Source organism: Psychrobacter sp. 1U2, from assembly GCF_051847575.1.
This window is the reverse complement of the sequence record NZ_JBPYDC010001309.1, coordinates 1-635: the sequence shown is the minus strand read 5'-3', so window position 1 is coordinate 635 and position 635 is coordinate 1. Positions and strand designations below refer to the sequence as shown.

At 46.3% G+C, this 635-nt stretch carries 1 pseudogene; it reads right to left on the bottom strand.

What is annotated here, in order from left to right:
* Positions 1 to 4 precede the first annotated feature (4 nt).
* Positions 5 to 635 (bottom strand): annotated as a pseudogene (locus tag ACS8FD_RS21805) (UDP-glucose/GDP-mannose dehydrogenase family protein); the annotation flags it as partial.

The following is a 635-nucleotide window of genomic DNA, read 5'->3' as shown; positions in this document are numbered from 1 at the left end:
CACGTCACTTAGCACGACCAATACCCATGTAACCACCTACCAAACGCTCAATTTGCATGCAGGTTAGGGCATTTTGCGCATCAAAAATAGGTTGCGCCGTCTTATTAATTTGGTTCACATCCAAGTCGCTATCTAAAGGCCAGCTCATGATAAATAACGCTTGTGTATCAACCAATGGCGCATAAGCATCGTTAACCAACTCTAATAAAGGCTGCTGACCATATAGCGCCTGTAGCTCAGTCTGCGCTTTCTCACTATAGACCAACGTCTGAATATTATAAGACCATAGCAGCGCTAACAGGGGATGGATTGCAGACCCTACGGTACGCCCTGATCCTGACTTATAACTGCCGCCCCAAATCATTACCGTCTTATTATCAATAAAACCATCAAAATATTGCCAGAACTTACGAAATATCAGCTCTTTTTGGTCTTCATTGATATCGATCACTGACTGTAGCATCGGCATGTCTACGCGGCTCGCCTGCCCTGATTGCTGTAGCTGTAACAGCTCCGTCGGTAGCGTATTACCACCAAAGCCCCAGCCCGCTTGCAAATAGCTACTCCCAACGCGCTCATCTAATCCCATGATGTGACTGACTTGCTGGATATCGACATCGTGACTATCAGCAAGG